Here is a 25,735-nt window from a genome sequence, read left to right as displayed (position 1 = left end):
ACAGGTTCGAGCACTGACTCCAGATGCACCACTACCGTGGCTGCGCGAGGGACCCGCTTAAGAACTAGCGGTGTGAGCCGCTTTCTCTTGCTTACTTCTCTTTGCGGCCGGCAAAGAGAAGTAAGTGCCGCCCCGCACAGGGGCAACACTAATAGACCACAAACAAATCAAGAAAAGGCCAACTCCAGAGACCAAAAAACCAAAAACCTAAAGCCTCTGCCCCACAGCAAGCTCAAAAACCCTCGCCCATTGCCGAGCCTGCCTCTCATCCCGCATGGGCAAAACCCAAACCCGATGCTTAGGATCCTTGACTTTCAAAACAACCTGCCACTGCGCGCCAGGCCGCTGCACTTCCGCCCCTAGCAGGTCGGCAAAAATATAGGCCCCCTGCTCCTGGCCCAACCGAATCTCACAAAGCCGCTTATCGGCAGCGAGCCGCACGGCCCCCCCCCAACTCCCCTTGAGTTCATGAGTCCAATCTCCGTCACGGACGTTGGAAGCCACTTCCTTGCGACGCCACCACCAATAACCCAACGCGGCAATCAGCAACAAACCCACCAGCACAGCAACGCCAACAGCAACCCCCAACCCAAAATCCGCCTGCAAGGCATCAAACGCCCGCACCGCCCCATACCCCAGCGCGATCAGCGCAATCAACGCAACGACAATCGGCATCGCAAGCTCACAAGAAAAAACGCAGCCTAGCACGAGCGATGCTCACCGCTCGCCGCAGGAACACCGCAAAAAACCATTGCGAAAATTGCGCAGACGCTCCGCTTAACCTCAAGGCTGCTTATGCGCCGCCGCCCAATCCTTCACGGCCTTCAGCGTATTCTCGACATGCTTCTCCGGCGACAGGCTCGTGTACTCGTAAATGATCTTGCCATCCGGCGCGATCACATACGACACGCGATTCGCCATCGAAGCATGCATCGGCATGCCAGCGTCGTATTGGCCGATCACCTTCGAATCGGCATCGGCCGCCACCGGGAATTTGCTGCGGCACTCGCTCACCGAAAACTTCGTCAGTGTGTCGATGTTGTCGTGCGACACGCCGATCACCGTCGCGCCGTATTTTTTGTACTCGTCGACCGCTTCGGCGAACTCGTGGGCTTCGATCGTGCAGCCCGTGGTAAAGGCCGCCGGATAGAAATACACCACCACCGGCCCCTTCTTCAGTTCGTCGGCAAGCGAATAGGTGTAGGTCTTGCCGCCCAACGAAGCCTGAGTGGTGAACGACGGCGCCACGTCGCCCGGCTTGAGAGTCGCCGAGGCGGTAAGCGAATGCATGGCGAATCCCACCGACACGGCTGCGGCCAGTGCCGCCGATATGAATTTCTTCTTCATCTGCTTTTCTCCAGGCGTGGATGCACGCGGTTCGTCCAAAGAACCCAGGGCCGCCGCGTTCATGAGAATGCCGGCCAACTCCGCTATTGGACCACGTACTCACAAGGTACGTAAGAACCGGCCTGAAGGATGCAGAGTCGCTGACATGAACGCGCCACGGCAAGCAACTGCAAGCCCGCGACGCCGCCGCCCCGCCCGTCAGGCGACCGCTTCCTCGATATGCGCGCCGAACCAGGCAGCGGCCGACAGGTTCAGCTCGGCCAGCACGTCGGGCGTAAAGGCCACGAAGCCGGCGGGCGCGTCGGGGCCCAGTGCGATCGATGCCGCGTCCACGCCCTCGCCCGCCGCCTCGGCGAGCCGCAGCAAGGTGCCGAGCTCGCCGCGCCTCGACACGATCGCCTCGCGAATCTGCGGCGCGAGGCTGAGTTTCTCCAGCGCCGCACCGGGCGTGCTGCCCAGCACCACGTGGATCAGCGAAAAAATTCCGGTCATGAAGGCGGCATCGGCGAATTCGTCGTCGGCGGGACGCAGCCAAGCCGCGGCCAGCTCCATGAAACGCGAGCGCGTGCCCGCCAGTTGCACCAGCGGATCGGCGCGCCACGGCAGCTCGCCGCTGTCGGCGTACAACAGCAGCTGCGCCCAGCGCGCGATCTGCCGTGTGCCGGTGGCGATGATCGCCTCGCGCAACGACGCGATATTGCGTCCCAGCCCGAATGCACCCGAATTGACGAGGCGCAGCAGTTGCACGACCACGCTCGGGTTCAGCTTGAGTTCCGCTTCGAGTTCGACAATGCCGGCATCGCGCGCGAGCAACGCCAGCAGGCGCATCAGGCCCGGCCGCAGCGAACGGTTGCGCGGCGCGGCCAGCACCTGCGGCCGCGCAAAGAAGTAGCCCTGAAACAGATCGAAGCCGAGATCCCGCGCGAGCGCGAAATCCTCGCGCGTCTCGACCTTCTCCGCGATCAGCGTCTTGCCCTGCCCACGCACCAGCGACGCCAGCTTCGGCAGCACGGCGCGGTCGGTCTGCAGAAAGTCGATCTTGACGATGTCGGCATGCGGCAGCGCGCCGCTCAGCTCGTCGGACAGTTCGCTCACGTCGTCGAGCGCCACCTGAAAGCCGGCGCGGCGCAACTCGCCCAGACGGCGGACCAGTTGCGCGTCGAATTTCACGGTCTCCAGGATTTCGAGCACGAAGCGCTCGGGCGGCATCAGATGGACGATGTCGTTGAACAGCAGCGCACGGTCGATATTGACGAAACCGCGATGCGGGCCCAACACCGTCGGCACGCCGATCCCGCCGATCGCCCGCGCCACCACCTGCGCGGTCGCCTGGGCGTCGTCGGTGACTTCGGCGTAGTTATGCGCGCCGGCTCGAAACAACAATTCATAAGCATTCAGCGCGCCGTCGCGATCGAGGATCGGCTGACGGCCCAGATACACGAATTGCGTGGCGGGCCACGGTTCGGCGCCGTCGGCAGCTGCGTCGAGCACCTCGTTATGCCGGGCAGTGGCCTTGGCTTGATGGCGTTGAGACATGGAGCATCGGGGGAAGTCTTCGGTAAGCTACGCAGCAGCGACGTCTCAGCCGGTACTGCACAACAGGTTTGTCCTATTAACGGACGTCGCACAGCCGCACTTTAACTGAATCGTTCCCGCGCCGCCGCCAGGCCGTGCAAGCGTTTCCTTACCGGATGTTTTTTGCGCCGGGCGCTAAAGATTTCGCCGCAAAGGTCGTTATCTCGTTCTGATGGGGCGGCGTGATACCTCCCGACCGCCCTGATTGGCGGGCAGGTGAGCCGCCCGCCTGCAGACGAATACAGGTTGCCAGCGATAAACATGGAAGCGAACAGGATCACCGCGCCCCGCCGGGGCTCCTTGCGCACGGTCATGGACCGGCTTCGTGCGTTCGGCCGGCGCGTGGACGGCAAGCCGCAGACGGCCGCAAGCCGCGCTGCGCAACTGGAACAGGTGGTCGGCGCCGTCGACCTGCTGGCGCACGTCGACGACGAGTTGCGCTTTATCTATGTGTCCGAAGCCAGCCTGCGCTTCATCGGTTATCACCGCGAGTATCTCGAGACCATCACGCTGCACGACCTCGTGGCGCCGGCCGACGTGCCGCGCCTCGACACCCTGCTGACGCGCGCCGCCGTCTCGGGCAACGTCGAGAAGGCCACGCTCAGCCTCATCAAGTCGCTGACTTATCCGATCACAGTCGAGCTGCGCGTGGTGCGCAGCAGTCACGACGGCACCGCGGGTTATGCGATCGCCGGCTTCGACGTGTCCGCCTGGCGCGCCACCGAAGAACGTCTGACCCAGGCGCTGCATCTGGACCGCCTGACCAATCTGGCCAACCAGTCGGCGCTGATTCCGGCGCTCCTCGACGCCCAGCAGCAAGCCGACGCGCACGGCACGCCGGCGGCGCTGCTGCTGCTCGACCTCGACGACTATCAGCGCGTGAACCGCGCGCTCGGCTACGATGCCGGCGACGAAATGCTGCGCGACACCTCGCGCCGCATCCTGAACATGACGAGCCCGAGCGAGACCGTGGCGCGCGTGGCCAGCGACGAGTTCGCGATTCTCGTGAAGCCCGCCGCCAGCCGCACCGACGCGGCGGCCGCCGCCGAAACGCTGGCGCGGCGCCTGTTGACCGCGATCCAGCAGCCGTATGTGTTCAACGGCCAGCAGGTGCATCTGTCGGCGAGCATCGGCATCGCGCTCTATCCGGATGTGCGCCACGCCAACGACACCGCCGCCCACGACACCCATCTGCTGCGCTGGGCCGACCACGCCCTCCTGCAGGCCAAGGCGGCCGGCGGCAACACGCTCGCCTTCTACGTCCCCGACGACAACCCCGCCGACGCGGAACGCCTGAAGCTGGAGGCCGACCTTTACGACGGCGTGCGCAACGGCGAGTTCTCGCTGCATTTCCAGCCGATCACGAGCAGCCGCACGCACGGCGTGGTCGGCGTGGAAGCGCTGATTCGCTGGTTGCATCCGGTGCATGGGCTGGTGCCGCCGTCCATGTTCATCCCACTTGCTGAGTCGATCGGCCTGATCAACTTCCTCGGCAACTGGGTGTTGAAGGTGGCCTGCATGCAATTGATCCAGTGGGATGCGAAGGGCATCTCGCTGCAATACGTGGCCGTGAACGTGTCGCCGCAGCAGTTCCGCGATCCGCGCTTCAAGGACTCCGTGCGCGAGGCGATCGAGTTGACCGGCATCGATCCGCGCCGGCTCGTGTTCGAGATCACCGAAAGCCTGCTGATGCACGACCCCGCGCATGCCAAGGGTCTGCTCGAAGAACTGACCGCCATGGGCATTCGCTTCGCGGTCGACGACTTCGGCACCGGCTATTCGAGCCTGGCTTACCTGCAACGCTTCCCGCTGGCCAAGCTCAAGATCGACAGGAGTTTTGTCGAGAATCTGCTAACCTCCCGGAACGATCAGGCAATCGTTAGTGCCGTCGTGGGCCTCGCTCAGACATTGGATCTCGAGCTGGTGGCCGAGGGCGTCGAAACAGAAGCGCAGCGCACCCTGCTCACCGAGATGGGATGCGACCACATTCAGGGTTGGCTCGTCTGCAAGGCGCTGCCCTCCGACGAACTCGCGCAGCGTTTCGAAGCACGCACGCTTCATTTGCACAGCGCCTAGCCATGCAGGCGAAGCGCTCATGTCTTGAATCATGCAGCGGAACAAGCCGGTCTCTGGCCGGCGTGGCACTCATTGGAACATGTATGGCTTTGGCGGGACTCACATGGTAAAGGCGGCGGTGCTCGACCGGCTCTGGACACGAATGAGCGAGCGCGGCGATTTCCCCATGCTGTCGCAGTCGCTGCGCTCCACCATGGCGGCGATGAACAATGACGACCTCGACTTCACCGGACTCGTGCAGGTGGTGTTGTCGGACTTCGCCCTCACGCAAAAAGTGCTGCGGCTCGCCAACTCCGCCATGTACATGGCGTTCGGCGGCAACATCACGACCGTGTCGCGCGCGCTGATGGTGCTCGGCATGGACGCGGTCGGCCATCTCGTGGTCGGCCTGAAGATCGTCGATCACTTTCATCACAGCGCGCCGCGCCGCATCGACGCGAAACTCGAACTGAACCGCACGCTGCTGTCGGGCTGCGTCGCGCGCAAGCTGACCGAGCGCGGCGATCTGCGCGCCGGCGAAGAAGCCGTGGTCTGCACGCTGATGCGGCAGATCGGCAAACTGCTGGTGGTGTTCTATCTCGACGCCGAATGGGACCAGATTCGCCGCCATATCGACGACGGCGCGCTCGAAGCCGATGCCTGCGTGCTGGTGCTCGGCGTCACGTTCGACGAAATCGGCGCCGAAGCCGCCGTGCGCTGGCGGCTGCCCGACATGATCCGCTCCGGCATGGGCGAGTTCGACCCGCAAGACGTCACGCAGCCGCGCCAGGTGCAGTGGCTGCGCGCCATCACCAATTACTCGACGGCGGTCGCCGACGTGCTCACCCAGCAGAACATGCCGGACTGGGAGCGCGAGGAACGCATCGCCGAACTGGCGCAGGAATATTGCGGCGCGCTGAACACGGATCCCGAAGTGCTGCTCGAAATGAGCGTGGCGCTCGCCCGCGAAGAAGGCGGCGACGGTGTGATGCGCGAAATCGTCGAACTGCGCGCGAATGCGGATGCGATCGCGCGCGAGGCGCTCAATCCCGAGGCGCGTATCGCGGTGGGCGTCGAAGATCTGCGCGGGCTGCCGGGCGGCAGTCCGCTCGCGCCGGCGCTGGCGATGGCCGCGGAAACGCTGCTAGCCGGCCTCGGCTTTGCGCGCACCGTGGTGTTCGTCAAGCACAGCAACGGCACCTTCAAGGCGCGCCTCGGTCTCGGCCCGAAGATCGACGCCGCGTTGCCGAAACTAACGTTCAGTACCGCCTTCGAACCCGACGTGTTTCATCTGGCGATCGCGAACTCGGTGGGCATCTTCATCGAGAACGCACGCGATCCGAAGATGGTCGCGCGGCTGCCCGAATGGTTCCGCCGCTCCTTCGACGATGCCCGCGCCTTCGTGCTGCTGCCAGTCGTCGATGAAAGCGACACGACGGTGGCGCTGCTCTACGGCGACTGGTCGCATAGTCAGGAGCCACGGCGCATCTCACAGAAAGAGATGAGCGTGTTGAATGAACTGGCCAAGGAGTTAGGCCGTTTTTTCGGCCTGGGGCAGATGCGGGAAATGGAGATGATGTGAAGACCTGGCGTGATCGTTGATCACGACGCTTCACTCTCACCTGTTCTGTGTTTGCCCGACGCCAAGTTGAAATTGAGCCAGTCCCGCCGGGACCGCCACGCCTGACATGCAGCGGTCTCCGGCTGAATCGCTGAACTCAATCCTCGATTCTTTCCAGACCTTGCGCGCTGCGGTCCGCGACGCCGGCCCACGCGCCGGCCACCAGACCCAGTTCCGCCACCTCTTCCACCGTCAACGGCTGCAAGCGTTCGCACAGCGCGTCGATCTCATCCCACGCGCCGCATTCGAGCGCTTCGACCGCGCTCAGCAGCAACCCCAGCGCGCCCTGCCGATGCAGAATGCCCGCCTGGATAGGACGCGACAGCGTCAGCACGTTCAAGGTGCTTTCGAGCGAGCCGCCGAACACCGCGTCGACGAATGAAAATACGCCGGTCAGGAACGCCGCGTCGGCTTCGTCGCGGCCGGCTTCGGGCAGACGCTCGATCGCCAGTTCCATGAAGCGCGCGCGGGTCGCGGCGAGTTGCAGCAGGGGATCGTCCTCGAGCGCGACCTTGCGGCCGTCGGCGTAGAGCAGCAGCTGGGTCCAGCGCGCGATGCGGTTGGTGCCGGTCGCGTTGATCGCTTCGCGCAGCGTCGTGACCTTGTGGCCGACGGCCAGCCCGCTCGAATTAGCGAGCTTCATCAGATGCATCACCAGCACCGGGTTCAGCTTGAGTTCGGCTTCGAGCTGCGCAACGGTCGGATCACCCGAGAGCAGTTGCAGCAGGTTCAGCAACGCATGGCGCGGCGCGCTGACACGGCGCGTCGCCGAGTTCTGCGCGCGCGCGAAGAAGTAGCCCTGAAAGCGATCGAAGCCGAGTCCATGCGCCGTTTCGAAATCGGCCTGCGCGTCGATGCCCGAGGCGACCAGCAGCTTGCCCGCCGACTTGAGCACGCTCGCCAGTTTCGGCAGCAGCGCGCGTGGCGCGTGCATGAAATCGATCTTGACGACTTCGGCATAAGGCAGCAGTCTGGCGAAGCCTTCGTTGGGCTGAGTCACCTCGTCGAGCACGAAGCGATAGCGCCGCCCGTGCAACTGGACGATACGCGCCACCAGCGCGTCGTCGATCTCGATGGTGGGCGCCAATTCGAGCATGAAGCGCTCGGCGGGCAAGCTCAGAATCGCCTCGTCGAAAAGCATCTCGCGGCTGACGTCCACATAAGCCGGATGCCCGGTCAGCGCACCACGCACATTGCCCTGAAGCAGGCCGTGAAGGATGGCTTGCGCCACGCGTTGCGCCGGATCGGGCGCGCGGTGCGATGACGCGCCGGCATCGCTGCTCTCATGCCCCGCGGCATGTGCGGTGTCCGCCGTCTGCGCGGACCATTCCGGTGCCCGCACCTTGATCTCGTAGCCGCACAGCATGCCGTCCCGATTCAGAATAGGCTGCCGCGCGAAACTGGCATTCAATTGCGCATTGTCCGTTGCACCCGTGTGGCCCGGATTCTCGACTGCGATGGTGGTCATTGCACTCCCCCGCTAAGCGCCGCCCCGGCGCTGACTGCTGTATTTTGATTTTCGCCGCACCGCCAGCGCGCGTCTCAAGCCATGAAGGCTGTAGCGCCCGCGATGGGCTCGGCAATTTTAGCGCAGGCCGCCATGCGTGGACACGTCCGTGAGGCAATATCTGGAAATAATTGGAGATCAGTCTGAAAGCGAGGCGACGCAAAATCGCCGATACTCTTGTGCAGTGCAGAAGCGTTCCACCCGCGTTTAACCACCAAGGAAAAACATGGACGTCAAAAGCGTGCTGTCAAATGCCTTCGCCATGCCGATCACGAGCCCGGCATTCCCCATGGGTCCGTACCGGTTCATCAACCGCGAATTTCTGATCATCACCTACCGCACCGATCCGGACAAACTGCGCGCCGTGGTGCCCGAGCCGCTCGAGATCGGCGAGCCGCTGGTGCACTACGAGTTCATCCGCATGCCCGATTCGACGGGCTTCGGCGATTACACGGAAAGCGGCCAGGTGATCCCGGTGTCGTACAAGGGCGTGGCGGGCGGCTACACGCTGGCCATGTATCTGGACGACCATCCGCCCATTGCCGGCGGCCGCGAACTGTGGGGCTTTCCGAAGAAGCTCGCGAACCCGGTGCTCGCCGTGCATACCGACACGCTTGTCGGCACGCTCGACTACGGCCCGGTGCGCATCGCCACCGGCACCATGGGCTACAAGCATCGGCAACTCGATCTGGCGCAGCAGAAAAAGCGCCTCGAAACGCCGAACTTTTTGCTCAAGGTGATTCCGCATGTGGACGGCACGCCGCGTATCTGCGAACTGGTGCGCTACTACCTGCAGGACATCGATCTGAAAGGCGCATGGACCGGCCCGGCCGCACTCGAACTGGCGCCGCACGCGCTCGCGCCGGTCGCGGAATTGCCGGTGCTGGAGATCGTCGAAGCACGCCATCTGCTTGCCGATCTCACGCTCGGTCTCGGCGAAGTCGTGTTCGATTATCTCGATCAGCCGGAAGCAAACGTGCGTTGATCGATTGGCGGTCGGCTCTCGCAACGCCTCAAATGCAGACGGCCGCGATTAGCGGCCGTTTGCATCAGCTACAACGAATCACTTAAGACGCGCGTTACTTCAACACCACCTTCACATCGAAGTACTTCGCTGCGAAACGGTCGATCGTGCCGTCAGCTTTCAGTTCCTTGAGCGCCTGGTTCAGCGCGTCCTTCAGAGCCTTGTCGCCCTTGCGGACGCCGAAGCCGACGCCCGGGCCGAGCAGCTTCTCATCGGTGACGGCCGGACCGGCGAACTCGAAGCCCGCGCCTTGCGGCTTTTTCAGGAAGCCTTTCGACGCGGCTTCCGCGTCCTGGAACGCGGCGTCGAGACGGCCCGACGCGAGGTCGGCGTAAATCTGATCCTGCGTCTGATACGGCACGACTTCGACGCCGGCCGGCGCCCAACGCGCCTTCGCGTAGGTTTCCTGAATCGTGCCTTGCAGCACGCCGACATGCTTACCCTTGAGCGATGCCGGCGTCGGCAGCAGACCGCTGCCCTTCTTTGCAATCATCTGATTCGGGATCGTATAGATCGGATCCGTGAAGTCGATCGCCTGGCGGCGCTGATCCGTGATCGTCATGTCCGAGTTGATGGCGTTGAACTTGCGCGCCTGCAAGGCCGGGATCAGACCGTCGAACGAGTTCTCCACCCACACGCATTTGGCCTTCAGCTTCGCGCACACGGCATTGCCGACGTCGATGTCGAAACCCTGCAGCTCGCCCGACGGCGACTTCGATTCGAACGGTGCATACGACGCCTCGACGCCGAAATGCACTTCCTTGATATCGGCCGCCGCTGCGGTGCCGGCCGTGACCGAAGCCGCCGCGAACAGCGCGAGCGCAGCCATGTTTCGCCAATTCATCTTCATTACGGGTGTTCCTCTACGGTATTGAATAAGACGTAGCCGACTTCGGGCAAGCATGATTGCCCGGCCAAAATTGCGCTTCAAACTCGTGCGGCCGGTGTGGTGCAGCGCAACAGCCGCGAGGCCGCGATTGTACAGGCTGCGTTTGCCGCGCCTGCGGGCGCGCCGCGTGGCGCGTCGCTACGCACGCGCCTTGGGCTCACGCGCAAAGGTGTAAATAGCTGTCGCGTTCAGGCAAAGCCGAACGTGTTAGAGCGCGCCGTCGCCGGCTGCGAAGTCGCCGCTGAGTTGTTGCGACAGGTGCGTATAGACGGCGGCCACATGCGGCAAATGACGCGATTCCGGATGCGCAAGCACCCACACCTGCGACTCGGCTTCGTCGAGCGGCGGTGTCAATTGCACGAGATCGTCGCGGCCGCGCGCGAGAAAGGTCGGCAAGATGCCGACGCCAAAACCGCGCACCACGAGTTCGAACACCGCCATCACGCTGTTGGTCTTGTAGCGCGGCTCGACTGTCGGGCAATGACGCTTGCGCCAGAGCACGGAAGGATGGTCGCCGAGCGAGGCGTCCAGGGCCGCCCAGTCGCAACGCGCCAGCGCATCGACATCACTCGCCTGGATGCCGCGGCTCCTGGCGGCGAACACCGCGATACGCAGCGGGCCCACGTGCTTGCCGACCAGATGATCCGGCGCGCGGCGCGTGGCGCGCACGGCGATATCGGCGTCGCGTTTGGTGAGACTCGCGAGACTGTTGGTCGCCGTCAGCTCGAACGACAACGCCGGATGCAGCGCCACGAAATCATGCAGCGCGGGCAACAGCAGGCCGTATAGCACGGTATCGGTGGTCGTCACGTGGACGCTGCCGGACACGCGATCGCTACTCGTCTGCACCGTCGAGCGCGCCGCCGCGAGTTCGCTTTCAATGCGCTCGGCGTGACGCGCCAGTTGCGCGCCGAGCGGCGTGGCGTGATAGCCGCTGCGTGAGCGCTCGAACAAACGCTGCCCTAGCCCGCGTTCAATCCGCTGCACCGAGCGGAAGATGGTCGAGGCGTCGATACCCAAACGCTGCGCGGCTTCCGCGAGCGTGCCGGCGCGCACCAGCGCGAGAATGGTCTGCGTATCCGCCGAAGTCAGTTCGTATTGCGTTTTTGCACGCATGGTTTGGCAAGCCGCCTGTTTATCCGGAATGCGATCCGGGCTACTTTTACCACATGGACTTGTCGGCCGACCAGCTTTGCCACCGGCACCTGCCGGGACTTTATCCTCATTTATAGCGGTGAAACCATGAAACTCTATTACTCGCCGGGCGCCTGTTCGTTGGCGGTTCACATTGCATTGCGCGAAGCGGATCTCGACTTCGAAGGCATCAAGGTCAATCTGCAAACGCACAAGCTCGCCAACGGCGACGACTATTACGCGATCTCGCCGCGCGGCTATGTGCCGCTCCTCGAATTCGCCGATGGCTCGCGCCACACCGAAGGCGCCGCGCTGCTGCAATACGTCGCCGATCTTGCGCCCGAGTCGGATCTGCTGCCGCCCGCGGGATCGCCGCAACGGCTCGAAGCGCTCGGCTGGCTCACGTATATCAGCACGGAATTGCACAAGACGTTCAGCCCGTGGCTCTGGCATCAGGAGACGGCCGAGTCGACGAAGGCTGAATGCCGCGCGAAACTCGCCACGCGTTTTAGCGAACTCGACAAGGTGCTCGCGGCACGCGACTATCTGACGGGACGGTTCTCCGTCGCCGATGCGTATGCGTTCACCGTGCTGAGCTGGGCGCGCATGCTGTCGATCGATCTTGGCGCCTATCCGAAGCTGGAGGCGTATCTGGAGCGCGTTGCGGCACGGCCGAAGGTGCGGCAGGCGATGGTGGCGGAAGGTTTGATCCGCGCGAACGCGGCTTAAACGGCCGCGAACGTGAGAAACGTTGCGCGCCCTGGCGCGCAACGTTAGGGTCTTGCACAGTAGTGAACTACACGAGCTTCGAGAGCGTGTCCTGCGTCGTCTCGACGACCATCAACCCGGCGCGCAAACCGGGCTTGACCGTCGCGTTCGGAAACACGAGCCGTTCCTCGTCGTGCTGCACGACATAGCGGTATTCGCCGTCGCGCGCGAGAACGGTGCCTTTCGCGAACGGCGTGAAATTCGCGACATCGGCGGCGACCAGCAATTCGAACGCGGCGCTTTGCTTGGTGATCTGATCGATCACCGTGAAAGCGCGCGGCAGATCCGCACGAACCTCGCCGCGCATGCCCGCCAGCAGATGACGCACCGCGTGATCGGCGCCGGCGAAACGCGTCAGATCGTTCTGACCGAACGGACGCACCTTGCCGAGTTCCAGCGTGCACGCTTCGGCGCCGCACGCCTGCGCGGTGAAATGCGAATACGTATTGCCCTTGGTGGTATGCAACAGCACCGCGCTGATACGCGCCTCGCCGAGCCAGTCGAACATCGCGCGCGAAAACGGCTTGCCGGTATGCGGCAGCAACGCGAATTGTTCGAAGGCGGACGCGCGGATCGCCGTGTGCATGTCGATATGCCAGCGCGCGCCCGGCTCACCCGACGCCGCCGCGAAGAACTGCGTCGCCGCCTGTTCGAGCGCGGCGGCACGCGGTGCTTCATAACTCTGCGGCACTTGCAGATGACGCCCGCTGAAGAGCCGGTTCAGATCGTCGTCGCGATAACGGCACGCGTCGCGCATGGCGTCGACGTTGCCGAGAACCACCAGCAGGCGGCAAGTCAGCGCAGCCGTGCCTTGCGCGATGTCACGCACCAGAAAACCCAGCAGCTCGATCGGCGCGGTCTCGTCGCCGTGCACACCGGCGGAGACGAGCACGCTGCGCACGCCCTCTTCCTGCGCCGCCGGCTCCATCAACAGCACGCCGTCGTCCAGCCACGACCAGCGCACGCCGCCGGCACACGTGCCCTGTGTTTCATTCGCGGCCGGTCGCGTGCCCGCCAGCGTATAGGCCAGAAAATCGTCGAGCATCGGAACCGGCATATCGCGCTCAGCGCTGGAAGTCATACAGCGAGCCCAAACCGAGAATCTGCGTCAGTTCGTCGAGCGCGGTGCGCGATTCGGCGAGCAATTGCGGATCGGTCAGATCGGCGGGCGCGAGGCGGTCACGATAATGTTTTTCGATCCACGTATCGAGTCGGCCGAACAAGGTGTCGTTGATCCACACGCCTTGCGTGACGGCCGCGCGTTCCGCGTCGTCGAGCACGACACGCAGACGCAGACACGCCGGGCCGCCGCCGTTCTTCATGCTTTCGCGCAGATCGAACACCAGCACGTCGTCGATCGGGCCCGCATGCGATGCCAGATCGTCGAGATATGCCGCCACGCGCGGGTTTTCGCGGCATTCCTGCGGCACCACCAGCACCTGCTTGCCGTCCGGACGCGTCAGCAACTGGCTGTTGAACAGATACGAGGTGACGGCGTCGGCCACGCTCACCTGCGCGTCCGGCACCTCGATCACGTTGAAGTCCGCCTTCAGGCCGGTGAGCTTCGAACGCAGTTCGTCGTATACCGCGTTCTGTTCGACGAATGCCAGTTGATGACAGAACAGCGTATTGCGATTGCCGACTGCGATCACGTCGTTATGGAACACGCCCGCGTCGATCACGTCCGGGTTCTGCTGCGCGTACACCGTAGCCGATTCCGCAAGGCCATGACGATGCGCGACCGCGCGGCTCGCCTCGAAGGTTTGACGCGCCGGGAAGCGCTTCGGCTCCGGCCCGCGCCGATACTCGCTGCGGCCATACACGAAGAATTCGACGCCTCGTGCCGCATAGTCCGCGCAGAAGCGCGTGTGATTCGCCGCGCCTTCGTCGCCGAGCGCGGGCGTGCCGGGCAACGCCTCGTGCACCACGAAACGGTCGGCGTCGTTGAAAATCGCGCGCAATGTGCGGCGCGTCGACTCGTGTTCGATCGCGCGATGCAGCTTGCTGCACAGATTGGCCGGCGTGAAATGCACGCGGCCGTCGTGAGTGTCGGCGGACGGACTCACGGTCGCCGCATTCGCGGTCCACATCGCCGAAGCCGAACTCGCGGCGGCCAGCAGTTCGGGCGCGTCTCTCGCCACGCGCGCGATTACGGTGGCGTCGTCGCCGGAGAAACCGAGTTCGCGCAACAGACGCATCGACGGACGCTCCTGCGGCGGCAACACGCCCTGATGAAAGCCGAGATCGGCCAATTGCTTCATCTTGCGCAGGCCCTGCCGCGCCGCCGCCTTCGGATTCGCAACCGACTTCTCGTTGTTCTGCGACGCGACGTTGCCGAACGAGAGTCCCGCGTAGTTGTGGGTCGGGCCGACCAGGCCGTCGAAATTGGCTTCAGTGGCTTGCATCGTCGATCCTTAGAATTGAAGGCCCGGCGAGACGCTCGCGGGCATTTGCAGTTGCGCGCTTTCGACGGATGCCATCGGGAACGCGCAGTAGTCGGCTGCGTAGTACGCGCTCGGCCGGTGATTGCCCGAGCGGCCCGGCCCGCCGAACGGCGCGCCCGACGATGCACCGTTGGTCGGCCGGTTCCAGTTGACGATGCCCGCGCGGATGGTGCGCTGGAAATGCGTCCAGAGCGCTTCGTCGTCGGCGAGCAGGCCGGCGGAGAGACCGAACTCGGTGTCGTTGGCCTGCTCCAGCGCTTCATTGAAGCTGCCGTAGCGGATGATTTGTGCCAAAGGACCGAAGTGTTCTTCATCGGGCAGATTCTTCACGCTCGTGACGTCGAGAATCGCGGGCGTGACGAAGCCGAGCTTCGGGTCGCGCTGTTCCATCTTCAGTAAAGCGCTTGCGCCGTCAGCCAGCAAACGTTCCTGCGCGGCAACGAGCCGCGACGCCGCGCGGGCCGAGATCACCGCGCCCATGAACGGTTGCGGATCGGCGTTGTATTCGCCAACCGTGATGCGCGACGTGACTTCGGTCAAGCGTTCCATGAAGCGATCGCCGCCCGCATCGTTCGGCACAAAAATGCGGCGTGCGCACGTGCAGCGTTGACCCGCCGACAGAAACGCCGATTGAATCGTGTGATGCACGGCGGCATCCACGTCGGCCACCGGGCCGATCACGAGCGGATTGTTGCCGCCCATTTCGAGCGCCAGCACGATTTCCGGGCGGCCGCCGAACTGCTTGTGCAGCAATGTTCCGGTATCCGAACTACCCGTGAAGAACAGACCGTCGATCTGCCGATGATTCGCGAGCGCAATGCCGGTGTCCTTCTCGCCTTGCACGAGATTCAGCACGCCCGCGGGCAAGCCCGCGTCGCGCCAGATCTGCACGGTGAGCGCGGCCACGCCGGGCGCGAGTTCCGACGGCTTGAAGACAACCGCATTGCCCGCGATCAGCGCCGGCACGATGTGCCCGTTCGGCAAATGCCCCGGAAAGTTGTACGGCCCGAACACCGCCACCACGCCATGCGGACGATGCCGCAGCACGGCTGTGCCGTCCGTCATCGCCGAACGCTTTTCGCCGGTGCGCTCGTTATAGGCCTGAATCGAGATCTCGACCTTGGCCGCCATCGAAGCCGCTTCCGTGCGCGCTTCCCACAACGGCTTGCCGGTTTCGCGGCCGATCGCTTCAGCCAGAGCTTCCTTGCGCTCGGTCACGAGCGCGGCGAAGCGGCGCACCACGCCGCAACGCTCGTCGAGGCTCAACGCCGACCACGCGGCGAAGGCGCGGCGCGCGCTGCGCACCGCATGGTCGACGTCGTCCGCCGAGGCGCTGTTGCCTTCCCACACCGTCGCGCCCGTGCCCGGGTTGCGCGACGCGAATGCGGGTCCTGTGCCGGCGGCCCATTCGCCGTCGATGAAAAGCTCGCTCATGATCATCCCTGTTTGTGTTTCTGCGGCAGCACGCGCACGAGGTCGCCTGCCTTGACGTCGAGTGCCGCGGCTTCAATCGCGCTCAGACGGAATACGCCGTCCTGCGGCACGCCCGCCACCACGCCGACGCGAAAATCGCCCAACGAGGTATTCGACACCATCGATTTCGGTCCATCCTGCGGCGCGCCCGAGGTGCTGGACGCCGCGATCTCGACCGGCACCACCACGCTCTCGCGCACCGTGCGCAAGTCGGCGATATGGCATTCGAGCACCGGACCCGCGTCGAAGATATCGACGTGATTCTCGTAGCGCAGCCCTTCCGATTCGAGCATGCGGCGCGCCGGAATCGTGTCGTTATGCGTAAGGCCGACGCACTCCTGCGCCTCTTCCGGCAACAGCTCGACATACACCGGATAGCGCGGCATCAACTCGGCGAGGAACGCCTTGCGGCCATGCGAACTCAGATAGTCCGCCGCATTGAAATCGATCTGGTAGAAATGCGAGCCGACCGCGCGCCAGAACGGCGAGGTGCCTTCGGCGTCGAAGTGGCCGCGCAATTCCGCGCACAGACGCTGCGGAAAACGCTCGCGAAACTGCGCGAGAAACATGAAGCGCGAGCGCGACAGCAAACCGCCCACGCCGCTCGTGCGATAACGCGGGCTGAGGAACAGCGAGCACACTTCGGCATAACCCGTCAGGTCGTGCGAGATATTCAGCGCGCGCATGCGCGTCCAGATGCCGAGGTCCTGGCTCGCGTGCACCACGGTGCTCACGCGGTAGTTGTAGAACGGCTGTTGCAGGCCGACTGCGGTTTCGATGCCGCACACGCCGGCGATGTCGCCCGTGTCGGTGTCTTCCATCACGAAGAAGTAGCCGGCTTCATGCGGCTCGGCCTTGTCTTCCATCGTGCGGCGCGCGCGTTCCACGCGTGCCGCCAGTGCGTCGCGGTCCGGCTTGAAGGTGGTGAGACCCGGGCCGGTTTCCTGCGCAAGCCGCATGAGCGCGTCCACATCGCCTCGTTGCACAACGCGAACGACGATCATCGTGCCTCTCCCGATTGTTCATCCTGATGCGGCTGGTGCAGCGGCACGCAGCGCACCGTGTCGCCTTCTTCGACGCCGAGCGCCGCTCGCGCCGCGTGCGGCAACGACGCGCCGGCTTCTTTACCTGCCGTCAATTCGCCGAGCACACAGCGGAATTCGCCATCGGCGCCGTTATGCGCGATCAGATACGTCGAACCGTCGGCGGGCGCATCGTTCTCGTGCACCACACGCGTTTCGTTGCGCGTCACGCAAGCGCTGCGATCCACCTGCGCGGTCAACACCGGACCCGCGTCGAAAATATCGATGTAACGATCCGTCTCGAAGCCTTCTTCAAGGTGAATGTCATACGCGAGCAAGGCCTTCGAATCCGGCTCGCCGAGCACGCGCTGCGCCGCCTCGGGCAGCAACGGCACATAGATGGGATACGTGGGCATTACTTCGGCGATGAATGTGCGGCTGCGGCCACCCGATTCGATCTCGATGTCCGCGAAGTTGCGACCGAAGAACTTGCGCCCCACCGCTTCCCAGAACGGCGACACGCCGTTCTCGTCGGTCACGCCGAGCAGCAGCGAAAACACCTCGGGCGTGAAGCGCTTGCGATTGGCGGCGATGTACATCATTCGCGCACGCGACATGAGATGCGCGGCGGCGTCGCCACGCAGCGACGGATCGATGTAATAGCCCGCAAGGCGGCTCTTGCCGGTCAACTCATGCGACATGGTCAGCGCGTGAATCTTGCGGTTCACGTGCAGTTCGCGCGACGCATGAATCAGCGCGTCGTTGCGAAATGCGTAGAACGGGTCCGAATAACCGGCCGCGGCGACAATGCTCGCCGTGCCCATCAGCTTGCCGCTCTGCGCATCTTCGAGCACGAACAGATAGAACTCTTCGCCCGGAAAATCGACTTCCGCGCGAAACGAGTCTTCCGATAACGCGACGCGCGCTTCGAGCGCACCCCGGTCGTGCGGCAGGGAATGCAGCACCGGTTGCGCGGTGCGCGCCATATGTTCGAGCGCGTCGAGATCGGCGAGGCGGCCTGGGCGTACAAAGAGCATCATCGTTCCTGTTGAATGTGACGCATGATCAATGCCGTGGATCAGTTCGACGCCGCTTCGGCCTTCGCGCCGACAATGCTTTCGATGGCCTTGGCGAGTCGTTCGAAGCCTTCGTTCATGTCGTCGAGCGGCATGATCAGCGACGGCACGAAACGCAGCACGTCAGGACCGGCCATCAGCATGATCACGCCGTGCTGGCCTGCCGCCGTGACGAAATCTTTCGCGCGGCCCTTGAATGCATCGGTCAATTCCGCACCGATCAGAAGACCCCGGCCGCGCACTTCCGTGAACAGACCGAAGCGTTCGTTCAACTTTGCCAAGTGGCCTTTCAGCGCTTCACTGCGCGAGCGCACGCCTTCCAGCAGCTTCGTGTCACTGACCAACTCGACCACCTTCTCAGCGATCGCCGCGCCCAACGGATTGCCGCCGTACGTCGTGCCGTGCACGCCGACCTTGAAATACGCGGCCAGTTCGTTGGTGGTCAGCATCGCGCCGATCGGGAATCCATTGCCGAGCGCCTTCGCGGTGGTCAAGATGTCCGGCGTCACGCCGGTTTCCTCGTACGCGTAGAAATAGCCGCTGCGGCCCACACCCGTTTGTACCTCGTCAAAAATTAGCAGTGCGCCGTGCTGATCGCAGGCTTCGCGCAGTGCTTTCAGGAACGCCGGATCCGCCGGAATCACGCCGCCTTCGCCCTGAATCGGCTCGACGATCACCGCGCAAGTTTGCGCGCCGATGGCTTTCTTTGCCGCTTCGATGTCGTTGTACGGCAAGTGGGTGATGCCGGCCGGCACCGGGCCGAAGCCTTCCGAATACTTCGGCTGGCCGCCGACGCTGACCGTGAAGAACGTACGGCCATGGAACGACTGCGTGAACGAGATGATTTCGTATTTATCCGCGCCGTGGCGGTCGAACGCGACGCGGCGTGCCAGCTTCAGCGCGGCCTCGTTCGCTTCCGCGCCCGAGTTGGCGAAGAACGCGCGGTCGGCGAATGTCAGGTCTTCGAGGCGTCTGGCGAGGCGCAGCACCGGCTCGTTGGTGTAACCATTGCCGATGTGCCACAGCTTGCCGCCCTGCTCGTGCAACACGTTCAGCAGTTCGGGATGCGCATGACCGAGAGCGGTGACGGCGATGCCGCCGGCGAAGTCGATATAGTCGCGGCCTTGCGTATCCCAGACGCGTGAGCCGAGACCGCGATCCGGCACGAAGGCGGCGGGCGAAAACACCGGCACCATGACTTCGTCGAAGGTCTGGCGTGTCACTGTCAGGTCGTTCATGGCAAATCCTCGTTACAGGTGAGAGGTAATACAGGTAGTGTAGGAAACCGCACGCGATACGTCTTGCGCATACGCGACGCTTTCTATGAGGTTCCACGCGAATCGGCCGGGGTTGAGCCCGGGCCACCCGCTCGTTCGCTTCAATCCGCCTGATCCGGCCGCTCGATCAGCGCACCCGGCCGCGGCTCGCTGGCCGCCGCGCCGCTTGCGCCCGTCTGCTTGTCGATCCAGTTACGACGATCCTCTCGCGGTGTGACACCCAAGCGTTCGCGGTACGCATTCGAAAAGTGCGCCGCCGACGAAAACCCGCAAGCGAGACTGATCTGCACGACGGACTTACTGGTGCGCTGTAATTGCGTGCGCGCTTTCGAAAGCCGCAGCCCCAGATAGTATTTGGACGGCATCGAGCCGAGATACTGGCGAAACAGGCGCTCCAACTGCCGCCGCGACACGCCGACCAGACCGGCGATCTCGTCGGTGGTGAGCGGGTCTTCGATATTCGCTTCCATCAGCAGCAACGCGTCGTTCAGGCGCGGATGACGCTCGCCCGGCGCGGTCACGAACGGGATGCGCTGACGCTCCTCGCCCGCGCGCAATACGCCGACGCCGAGCGTGTCGGCAATCCGGTCCGCGAGTTCGGGGCCGTGCTCGCGGCCGATCATCGCCAGCATGAAGTCGACGGTCGCCTGGCCGCCCGCGCAAGTGGCGCGATCGCGGTCGATTTCGAAGATCTGCTGCGTGACGATGGAGCGCTCGAACTGCTCCGAGAACTGCTGATAGGTTTCCCAGTTGACGCTCACGCGATAGCCGGACAACTGCCCTGCCATGGCGAGCCACCAGACGCCGTGATGAATGCCGGTGACGAGCGGCGTGCGCTGGCCGACGCGCGAAAGGCTGGCGAGAAAGAGGCGATAGTCGGCGAATTGCTGAAAGCGCTCGCTGACGATGATCAGCCAGTCGCATGCAATCGCGTCGCCGAAGGCGGCGTCCGCGGGCCACTGCGCGCCGCCCGCGAGCGGCACCGCGCGGCCGTCCCACGAGCACACCTGCACGCGGTACAGCGCGCGGCCGTCGATTTCATTGGCGAGATTGAGCGCGTCGACAATCGGCCCGACGCCCGACATCGACACGGGCGGCAAGGCGACGATGGCGACCTGCGTGGTGCGAGCCGGGCTGGACGTGCGAGGCATCGAGTGAGTCCGCGCGAGCCGCGCGTTACTTCAGGCTGCCGGACAGGAACTGCTTGAGCCGCTCGCTGCGCGGCGCGCTGAGCACTTCGGCGGGCAAGCCCTCTTCTTCGGTACGTCCCTGATGCAGGAACATCACATGGTTCGACACGTTGCGCGCGAAACCCATTTCGTGCGTGACGACGATCATCGTGCGGCCTTCTTCGGCAAGCTTCTGCATGACCTTCAGCACTTCACCGACCAGTTCGGGATCGAGCGCGGAAGTCGGCTCGTCGAACAGCATCACGTCCGGGTCCATAGCCAGCGCGCGGGCAATCGCCACACGCTGCTGCTGCCCGCCCGACAGATGCGACGGATACTGCTTTTCGAGGCGCGGCGCGAGACCGACCTTCTCGAGATATTCGCGCGCACGGTCTTCGGCTTCCTTGCGCTTCAGACCCAGCACATGAATCGGTGCTTCGACGATGTTCTCGAGCACATTCATGTGCGCCCACAAGTTGAAGTGCTGGAACACCATGGCGAGCTTCGTGCGGATGCGCTGCAACTGCTTGTGATCGGCGACTTCGAGATTGCCGGCGCGATCGGTTTTCGTCTTCACCATCTCGCCGTCGACGACGATTTGCCCCGCGTTCGGCCGCTCGAGGAAATTGATGCAGCGCAAGAAGGTGCTCTTACCCGACCCGCTCGCGCCGATGATGCTGATCACGTCGCCCTTGTTCGCATTGAGCGACACGCCCTTGAGCACTTCGTTATCGCCGTAGCGCTTGTGGATGTCCTGTACGGCGAGCTTGCAAGCTTCGGTTTGAGTCGTGTGGAGCAAGATGCTCTCCCTTTGAAAATACGGATCAATCTTCGTGACGGCACACATTGCGCGCGCCATCCTGTGCAAACACGGCGCGTTTCAATGCGTGCGCACCGCCAGGTAACCCAGCCAATGACGCTCGGCGCGGCGGAACAAAGCCACCAGCGCGAACGACACCACGAGGTAAATCAGCGCCGCGAGGCCGAACGCATCGAACGACTGGTAGGTGGCCGAGTTCGCGTCGCGCGCCACCTTGAGGATGTCCGGCACCGTGGCCGTAAACGCGACCGTGGTGGCGTGCAGCATCAGGATCACTTCGTTACTGTACAACGGCAAGGCCCGGCGCAGCGCGGACGGTATCACAATGCGCCGGTACATCGTGAACCAGCTCATGCCGTAGGCGCGCGCCGCTTCCACTTCGCCGTGCGAGGTCGAGCGGATCGCGCCGGCGAAAATCTCCGTGGTGTACGCGCAGGTGTTCAGTGCGAAGGCAAGAATCGCGCAATGAAAACCGCTGCGGAAAAACGCGTCCAGCACCTGATGCGAGCGCACGAATTCAAGGCTGTACATGCCGGTGTAGATCAGCAGCAGTTGCACGTACAGCGGCGTGCCGCGAAACACGTAGGTGTAGAGACGCACCGGCGTGGAGAGCCAGCGCTTCTTCGACACGCGCGCCACCGCCAGCGGAATCGCCAGCACGAAGCCGATGCCGATCGACGCCACCAGCAGCCACAGCGTGACGGCGAGCCCGGACATGCGCTGGCCGTCCCAGTACAGGAACGCGCGCCAGAATTGATTGAGGATGTCGATCATGGTCTTAGAGCTCCGCGTGCCGCACGCCGATCGAATAGCGCCTTTCCAGCCAGATCAGCACGAGATTGGACGCGGTGGTGATCGCCAGATAGATCAACGCGGCGACCAGGATGAAGAAGAACATGTTGAAGGTGCTTTTGCCGGCGTCCTGCGCGGCTTTGACCACGTCGGCGAGACCGATGATCGACACCAGCGCCGTCGCCTTCACCAGCACCTGCCAGTTGTTGCCGATGCCCGGCAGCGCGAAACGCATCATCTGCGGGAACAGGATGCGCGTGAACACGCGCACGCCGCTCATGCCGTAGGCGCTGCCCGCTTCGAGCTGGCCGCGCGGCACCGCCAGAAAGGCGCCGCGGAAGGTCTCGGTGAAGTACGCGCCGTAGATGAAGCCGAGCGTCAGCACGCCGGCCACGAACGGATCGATATCGAACTGCGGCAGATTCAGCGCGTCGGTGAGATTGTTGACCGCGATCTGGATGCTGTAGAACAGCAGCAGCATCAGCACGAGGTCGGGCACCGAGCGGATCAGTGTCGTGTAGCCGGTCGCGATTGCCCGCAGCGGGCGGTTGAACGAGAGTTTCGCCGCCGCGCCCGCGAGGCCGAGCAGCACGGCGGCCGCCAGCGACAGGACGGACAGCTCGATCGTCTGGATCGTGCCGGCCAGCAACACCGGACCAAAGCCATATAGGAACACGCGTGTCTCCATCCAGGTTGTTTGAGGATGTCTCGGACGGCGTCGGCTTGTATCTGCCCCACTCGTCCAGCATGGCGCGCAGTCTCGCAAGCGAAAATTAATTTCTCAAAGGCGGGCGGAAGCTTTGTTGCGATGCAGCAAGACGTGCTGTGGCGCGCGGTGCGGCTTGCAGGGCTTGGTTTTGCAGGGAATTGGCGTTGGCAAGGCGGGACGCGCGGGGCGAGCGCCGCCGCGAATTAGCAAGTTTCGGGTCGCTTTTTCGATAGATCACGGGCGGTCGGCGCGAGGCGATAGGCCGCTCGGAAATGGCTTCGGCGACTCGTATATGATCCACGAAGGGCCTTCGTGGATCATATACGAGTCATTCGTTGTTTTTCGCTTTAAACTGACCCATAATGGTTCACAAACGAGTCACGAAGGCCCTTTGTGACTCATATATGAACCATACCGCTCTTATGCCTAACTCGGTGACACGTCCCGCCTCGCGCTACAGTCTGGAAGCTGCCTTGCTGCTCGGGCAATTGATTCGCCGCGCGCGCCTCGAACGAAAAATCCCCCTGGTCCAGTTAGCCGAGCGCACAGGATTGTCCCGCAGCCTCATACAGCGGATCGAGAAAGGCGATCCATCCTGCTCGATCGGTGCGGTGTTCGAAGCAGCCGCCGTGGTCGGCGTACGTCTTTTCGATGCCGACCGCACGAGTCTGGCAAATGCGATTCAGGCCAACGCAGACATGTTGACGCTGCTGCCACGCGCCGCGCGCGCACCTCGCATCGAAACAAAAGATGATTTCTGAAGCCTCGTATAAGGAAGCCTTTGTCTGGTTCTGGCTCCCGGGCGCAGCCGAACCCGTGGTCGCTGGGCGCCTGGCCGTCGTCGGCGACCGGATTCTCTTCAACTACGGCCAAAGTTACCTCGGACGCGACGACGCCATCCCGCTCTATGCGCCCGAGCTGCCGCTGCAACGCGGGACGATCCCTCTGTCCGACGGTTTATCGATTCCGGGAAGCATCCGCGACGGAGCCCCGGACGCGTGGGGCCGGCGGGTCATCATCAGTCGCAAGCTTGGCGTGCGGGGTTCCCAGATCGGCACCGCCGACCTCGACGAGTTGACGTATCTGCTCGAGTCGGGCTCGGATCGAATCGGGGCCCTGGACTTCCAGTTGTCGCCAACCGAGTACGTGCCTCGGGAAACGGCCACTGCATCCTTCAGCGATCTATTGAACGCAGTTGCAAGTGTCGAACGAGGCGTGCCGCTGAGTCCCGATCTCGAGCGCGCGCTGTTTCATGGAAGTTCGATCGGCGGCGCGCGTCCCAAAGCGCTGATCACCACGCACAACCGGAAATTCATCGCGAAGTTTTCTTCCCAAAGCGACGTCTACAGCGTCGTGAAAGCCGAATACATTGCCATGCGTCTTGCGTCCGAAGTCGGCATTCACGCCGCGCCGGTCACGCTCAAGCATGTCGGCGGCAAGGATGTATTGCTCGTGGAACGGTTCGACCGCGTGCGAGCAGCAGACGGCTGGCAACGCCGCGCGATGGTATCGGCGCTGACGCTATTCGGGCTCGACGAAATGATGGCGCGCTATGCAAGTTATGAGGACTTCGCCACGCTGATCCGCCATCGCTTCAGTGCCCCGAAAGCTACGCTCAAAGAACTGTTCGCGCGCATGCTCTTCAACGTGCTGTGCGGCAATACCGACGACCATGCGCGCAACCACGCAGCCTACTGGAATGGAAAGGAGTTGGCGCTCACGCCGGCGTACGACATCTGTCCACAGGCGCGAGCCGGCAACGAAGCCACCCAGGCCATGCTGATCGTCGGCAATGATCGCTTCAGCAGGATTGAAACCTGCCTGAAGGCGGCGCCGCTATTTCTGCTCTCCGCCGACGAAGCCGCTGCGCTGGCCGAGCATCAGATCGAGGTGATCTGCGATCGGTGGAACCCGGTTTGCGCCGAGGCTCAATTGAGCGAAGTGGATCGCAATCTGATGTGGCGGCGCCAGTTCCTCAATCCGTTCGTATTTGAAAATGCGCCGCCGACGCTTGCGGCGTTGCTCCGTTAGACTCGGCCGCGGTGCCGCATCTCCCTAATCGATCCCCAGCCTCGCGCGGATCGCCGGCAGCATATATTCGACCGCGGCGCGCCCTTCCTCGATGGCCGGCGCCGCGCGGTGAAAGTCGAAAATCCCCATGCCGCCCAGACGCGGCTGGATCAGGATATCCGCCGGCTCGCCCGCGAGGCGGCTGCGCGTAATCCGCACCTGCATGATGTCGATGCTCTGCGCGATCGAACTCAGCATGGACGGCACGCGGGCGCTCGGCGCGGGCGGCACGCGCACGTCGTCGGTGGTGCGTGCGTCGGCGGGCGCGAGCCACTTCGGCCAGGGTTTGCCGTTGCGGCGCAGCGCGAGCGGCGGCGGCGCCGTCGGATCGATGGCGGGCGTATCCACCACCGCGCCGCCGAAATCGCGGCCGTTCAGAATGTCGTTGTTCAGATCGACGGCGATCACGCAGTCCGCGCGCATGCCCCGCGCCACCGAAACCGGCACCGGGTTGCTCAGGCCGCCGTCCACCAGCCAGACGCCGTTGTGCCACACCGGCGTGAAAATGCCGGGAATCGCAATCGAGGCGCGCACCGCGTCGACCACGCTGCCGTCCTGCAACCAGCTCTCGCGGCCCGAATCGAGTTCGGTGGCGACGGCCGCGAACGGCATGTTCAGTTGCGCGATCGAGCGGCCATTGAATTTATCGGCGAAGAGCTGGATCACTTTGCGGCCGCCGAGCAGGCCGCCCGAGAGCCGCAGATCGAGCAGGCGCACCACCGTCTGCCACGTGAGCCGCGAGACCCACTCCTCGAGCCAGTCGAGGTCGCCGTTCGCGTATACCGCGCCCACCAGCGCGCCGATCGACGTGCCGCAGATCACATCGGGCTTGATGCCCGCATCGTGCAACGCTCGAATCGCGCCGATATGCGCCCAGCCGCGCGCGGCGCCGCCCCCTAACACCAGCCCGATCCGGCTGTATCGACGTCGACGAATCATCTTCTTCCCCGCTTGTGTCTTCTC

The 25,735-nt window shown here is 63.8% G+C and carries 23 protein-coding genes; 6 read left to right on the top strand and 17 right to left on the bottom strand.

The features are described 5' to 3' along the window. Positions 1 to 207: 207 nt before the first annotated feature. The 3 genes from B0G81_RS32380 to B0G81_RS32370 all read right to left on the bottom strand — a co-directional run bounded on the left by B0G81_RS32380 (position 208) and on the right by B0G81_RS32370 (position 2,883). On the bottom strand, positions 208 to 675 hold the full coding sequence (locus B0G81_RS32380; protein WP_134141039.1) for a hypothetical protein: 468 nt from the start codon (positions 673 to 675) through the stop codon (positions 208 to 210). Between the two features lie 108 nt (positions 676 to 783). Next, complete coding sequence (locus B0G81_RS32375) at positions 784 to 1,347, bottom strand: peroxiredoxin (protein WP_106285986.1); 564 nt, start codon at positions 1,345 to 1,347, stop codon at positions 784 to 786. A 198-nt stretch (positions 1,348 to 1,545) separates the two neighbouring features. After that, positions 1,546 to 2,883, bottom strand: a complete 1,338-nt coding sequence (locus B0G81_RS32370) for an EAL domain-containing protein (RefSeq protein WP_134141037.1) — start codon at positions 2,881 to 2,883, stop codon at positions 1,546 to 1,548. 300 nt (positions 2,884 to 3,183) lie between these two features. Here B0G81_RS32370 and B0G81_RS32365 point away from each other — a divergent pair, with 300 nt between their 5' ends. Beyond that, a complete protein-coding gene (locus B0G81_RS32365; protein WP_134141035.1) occupies positions 3,184 to 4,998 on the top strand; it encodes a sensor domain-containing phosphodiesterase in 1,815 nt (604 codons plus the stop codon). Positions 4,999 to 5,101: 103 nt separating this feature from the next. Then, on the top strand, positions 5,102 to 6,559 hold the full coding sequence (locus B0G81_RS32360) for an HDOD domain-containing protein (RefSeq protein ID WP_134141033.1): 1,458 nt from the start codon (positions 5,102 to 5,104) through the stop codon (positions 6,557 to 6,559). A 136-nt stretch (positions 6,560 to 6,695) separates the two neighbouring features. Here B0G81_RS32360 and B0G81_RS32355 read toward each other — a convergent pair whose 3' ends face one another. Further along, positions 6,696 to 8,066 (bottom strand): EAL domain-containing protein, encoded by a 1,371-nt coding sequence (locus B0G81_RS32355; RefSeq protein WP_134141031.1) that lies wholly within the window; start codon positions 8,064 to 8,066, stop codon positions 6,696 to 6,698. A 265-nt stretch (positions 8,067 to 8,331) separates the two neighbouring features. Here B0G81_RS32355 and B0G81_RS32350 point away from each other — a divergent pair, with 265 nt between their 5' ends. Beyond that, positions 8,332 to 9,090, top strand: coding sequence for an acetoacetate decarboxylase (locus B0G81_RS32350; RefSeq protein ID WP_106285981.1), 759 nt, complete (start codon positions 8,332 to 8,334; stop codon positions 9,088 to 9,090). 94 nt (positions 9,091 to 9,184) lie between these two features. Here B0G81_RS32350 and B0G81_RS32345 read toward each other — a convergent pair whose 3' ends face one another. Further along, entirely contained in the window at positions 9,185 to 9,979 is a 795-nt protein-coding gene (locus B0G81_RS32345; protein WP_134141029.1) for an ABC transporter substrate-binding protein, read from the bottom strand. A 246-nt stretch (positions 9,980 to 10,225) separates the two neighbouring features. Beyond that, positions 10,226 to 11,134 carry a LysR family transcriptional regulator gene (locus tag B0G81_RS32340; protein ID WP_134141027.1) on the bottom strand — a complete coding sequence of 303 codons (909 nt, stop codon included), beginning with the start codon at positions 11,132 to 11,134 and terminating at the stop codon, positions 10,226 to 10,228. Between the two features lie 126 nt (positions 11,135 to 11,260). On the opposite strand from B0G81_RS32340, the gene gstA reads away from it, so the two are divergent. Beyond that, positions 11,261 to 11,881 carry a glutathione transferase GstA gene (gene gstA, locus B0G81_RS32335; RefSeq protein ID WP_134141025.1) on the top strand — a complete coding sequence of 207 codons (621 nt, stop codon included), beginning with the start codon at positions 11,261 to 11,263 and terminating at the stop codon, positions 11,879 to 11,881. A 67-nt stretch (positions 11,882 to 11,948) separates the two neighbouring features. Here gstA and astE read toward each other — a convergent pair whose 3' ends face one another. The 10 genes from astE to hisQ all read right to left on the bottom strand — a co-directional run bounded on the left by astE (position 11,949) and on the right by hisQ (position 22,669). After that, on the bottom strand, positions 11,949 to 13,001 hold the full coding sequence (gene astE / locus B0G81_RS32330; protein ID WP_243856668.1) for a succinylglutamate desuccinylase: 1,053 nt from the start codon (positions 12,999 to 13,001) through the stop codon (positions 11,949 to 11,951). After that, on the bottom strand, positions 12,985 to 14,325 hold the full coding sequence (gene astB, locus B0G81_RS32325; protein ID WP_106285977.1) for an N-succinylarginine dihydrolase: 1,341 nt from the start codon (positions 14,323 to 14,325) through the stop codon (positions 12,985 to 12,987). Before astB ends, astE begins: the two co-directional genes overlap by 17 nt. A 9-nt stretch (positions 14,326 to 14,334) precedes the next feature. Beyond that, a complete protein-coding gene (astD, locus tag B0G81_RS32320) occupies positions 14,335 to 15,798 on the bottom strand; it encodes a succinylglutamate-semialdehyde dehydrogenase (RefSeq protein WP_134141023.1) in 1,464 nt (487 codons plus the stop codon). A 2-nt stretch (positions 15,799 to 15,800) separates the two neighbouring features. Then, positions 15,801 to 16,841, bottom strand: coding sequence for an arginine N-succinyltransferase (gene astA / locus B0G81_RS32315; RefSeq protein ID WP_134141021.1), 1,041 nt, complete (start codon positions 16,839 to 16,841; stop codon positions 15,801 to 15,803). Then, positions 16,838 to 17,896: an arginine/ornithine succinyltransferase subunit alpha gene (gene aruF / locus B0G81_RS32310; RefSeq protein WP_134143273.1), complete on the bottom strand. Its 1,059-nt coding sequence runs from the start codon at positions 17,894 to 17,896 to the stop codon at positions 16,838 to 16,840. Before aruF ends, astA begins: the two co-directional genes overlap by 4 nt. 41 nt (positions 17,897 to 17,937) lie before the next feature. Beyond that, positions 17,938 to 19,173: an aspartate aminotransferase family protein gene (locus B0G81_RS32305; protein ID WP_134141019.1), complete on the bottom strand. Its 1,236-nt coding sequence runs from the start codon at positions 19,171 to 19,173 to the stop codon at positions 17,938 to 17,940. A gap of 140 nt (positions 19,174 to 19,313) precedes the next feature. Further along, positions 19,314 to 20,363 carry a GlxA family transcriptional regulator gene (locus B0G81_RS32300; RefSeq protein ID WP_134141017.1) on the bottom strand — a complete coding sequence of 350 codons (1,050 nt, stop codon included), beginning with the start codon at positions 20,361 to 20,363 and terminating at the stop codon, positions 19,314 to 19,316. Positions 20,364 to 20,388: 25 nt separating this feature from the next. Next, positions 20,389 to 21,180, bottom strand: coding sequence for an ABC transporter ATP-binding protein (locus tag B0G81_RS32295; protein ID WP_106285992.1), 792 nt, complete (start codon positions 21,178 to 21,180; stop codon positions 20,389 to 20,391). A gap of 81 nt (positions 21,181 to 21,261) precedes the next feature. Continuing rightward, positions 21,262 to 21,975 (bottom strand): ABC transporter permease, encoded by a 714-nt coding sequence (locus B0G81_RS32290; RefSeq protein ID WP_106285972.1) that lies wholly within the window; start codon positions 21,973 to 21,975, stop codon positions 21,262 to 21,264. Positions 21,976 to 21,979: 4 nt separating this feature from the next. Then, entirely contained in the window at positions 21,980 to 22,669 is a 690-nt protein-coding gene (hisQ, locus tag B0G81_RS32285; RefSeq protein ID WP_134141015.1) for a histidine ABC transporter permease HisQ, read from the bottom strand. 506 nt (positions 22,670 to 23,175) lie between these two features. Between hisQ and B0G81_RS32280 the strand changes: the two genes are divergently transcribed. Together B0G81_RS32280 and B0G81_RS32275 are read left to right on the top strand one after the other, a co-directional pair. Further along, the gene (locus B0G81_RS32280; RefSeq protein WP_208328573.1) at positions 23,176 to 23,463 is read left to right on the top strand and encodes a helix-turn-helix transcriptional regulator; all 288 of its coding nucleotides are present in this window, start codon (positions 23,176 to 23,178) and stop codon (positions 23,461 to 23,463) included. Further along, on the top strand, positions 23,453 to 24,733 hold the full coding sequence (locus B0G81_RS32275; protein WP_134141013.1) for a HipA domain-containing protein: 1,281 nt from the start codon (positions 23,453 to 23,455) through the stop codon (positions 24,731 to 24,733). The genes B0G81_RS32280 and B0G81_RS32275 overlap by 11 nt, the downstream gene beginning before the upstream one ends. A 24-nt stretch (positions 24,734 to 24,757) precedes the next feature. Here the strand turns inward: B0G81_RS32275 and B0G81_RS32270 are convergent, their stop codons facing one another. Continuing rightward, positions 24,758 to 25,711 (bottom strand): patatin-like phospholipase family protein, encoded by a 954-nt coding sequence (locus tag B0G81_RS32270; protein WP_106285970.1) that lies wholly within the window; start codon positions 25,709 to 25,711, stop codon positions 24,758 to 24,760. Positions 25,712 to 25,735 lie beyond the last annotated feature (24 nt).

It is taken from the genome of Paraburkholderia sp. BL6665CI2N2, from assembly GCF_004366535.1.
Taxonomy (GTDB): Bacteria; Pseudomonadota; Gammaproteobacteria; order Burkholderiales; family Burkholderiaceae; genus Paraburkholderia.
This window is presented reverse-complemented; position numbering and strand designations above follow the sequence as displayed.